A 1,607-nucleotide genomic window follows, 5' to 3' on the forward strand; every position below is an offset into this window, starting at 1 on the left:
AGTCTATACGGACGATGAGGGGGTGCCAGGGCCGCCCAAATGCATCTGCCTGACCGTTCGTATCGAGAGCGGAAATGTGACCCTTGATTTTGCAGGAACCGACCCGCAAGCCAGAGGCTCCATCAACATGGGCCGCTATCCGCTGCTGGCGGCGGTGTTCTGCGGCATCAACATGATGGTCGATCCGAGCATCCCGGCAAATTTCGGCATGTTCCAGCCGGTCCGGATCGAGGCGCCGGCAGGTACCATCGTCAATCCGCACTTTCCGGCCGCGGTTGGCAACAGGGAATACACCGCGCAGCGCGTGGTGCGGGCAATTACACTCGCCTTTGCCCAGGCGCTGCCGCGCGAACGGGCTGTCGCGCCGTCGGCCGACATCAACACGGGCATGGCGTTTTACGGCAAGCGGCGCTCCGGGGAGCCGTTTGTCTATGTCGAAGCGGTCGCCGGCGGCGTCGGCGCGACCCTCTACAAGGACGGCATGCACGGCACCCAGGTCGGCATCACCAACACATCCAACACGCCGGCCGAGCCGCTCGAGATCGAGTTTCCTTTGATCGTGCGCGAATACGGACTCGCCATCGACACGGCCGGCCCTGGCCGCACGCAGGGCGGCGCCGCCATCATCCGCGACATCGGCTCGTTGGTCGACGGGGTTTCGGTCTCGACCAAGGCGGACGGCAAGAAGAGCCCAGCTCCGGGGCTATTCGGCGGTGGCGAGGGCGGCCGAGCCTCCCTTGAATATCACAGTGCCGAAGGTCCCGTGGAACCAATCGAGATGTTCATCGTCGACCGCATCATGGCGAAGGGCGATGCCGTTCGCCTGATCTCTCCGGGGGGTGCGGGTTTCGGGCCCCCGGTGGAACGGCCATCGGCCGAGGTCGCGCGCAGTCTGCGCGACGGCTTCACATCGCGTGAGTATGCCGCGCGGCATTACCCTGGCGCCGCGCCGCGAGATGGCTCATGAACCAAAGGTTCGACACCGTCGTGATCGGCGGCGGCATCGTCGGCACGACCGCAGCCTATTACCTGGCAAAATCAGGAAAGACGGTCGCGCTGGTGGAAAAAGGCCGCGTCAATGGCGAGCAGTCGAGCCGTAACTGGGGGGCCATCCGCACACAAGGACGTGACCCGAGCGAAATCCCGATGATGCTCGACTGTATCGAGATATGGCGCGGCATCGAGGCCGAGCTCGGCGAAGGACTCGACTGGAGCCAGCAAGGTCAGATGCGGGTCATCTATGATGAGGGCATGCTCGAACGCTCGGAGGCCTTCATGCCTGTCGCGCGGGAGTTCGGTCTTACGACCGAACTCCTGACGCCCTCGCAGGTCGCCGAGCTTCTGCCCCACTACGATCCCAGGGACTGCCGAGGAGCCCTGTTTACGCCGACGGACGGCAACGCGGAGCCGGAAAAAGCAGCCCCGGCCTTTGCGCGAGGTGCTGCGCGCCACGGGGCGGTGGTCATGGACAATACCGCGGCATTGTCGATCGATCTTTGGAACGGCGCCGTCTGTGGCGTCGAGACCGAGCAGGGCCGGCTTGCCTGTGAAACGATCGTTGTTGCCTCGGGGGCCTGGACCAGTCGATTGATCGCCCCGCTCGGCAT

The 1,607-nt window shown here is 64.7% G+C and carries 2 protein-coding genes; both read left to right on the top strand.

Going from position 1 to position 1,607, the window contains the following annotated elements:
* The coding region (locus EOA60_RS32060; RefSeq protein ID WP_164899738.1) for a hydantoinase B/oxoprolinase family protein at nt 1-967 on the top strand (967 nt) is incomplete at its 5' end.
* Between the two features lie 20 nt (nt 968-987).
* Nucleotides 988-1,607: FAD-binding oxidoreductase (locus EOA60_RS32065; RefSeq protein WP_164899739.1), on the top strand; the 620-nt coding region annotated here is incomplete at its 3' end.

The sequence above is a fragment of the Mesorhizobium sp. M1A.F.Ca.IN.020.06.1.1 genome (assembly GCF_004023265.1).
Taxonomy (GTDB): Bacteria; Pseudomonadota; Alphaproteobacteria; order Rhizobiales; family Rhizobiaceae; genus Mesorhizobium.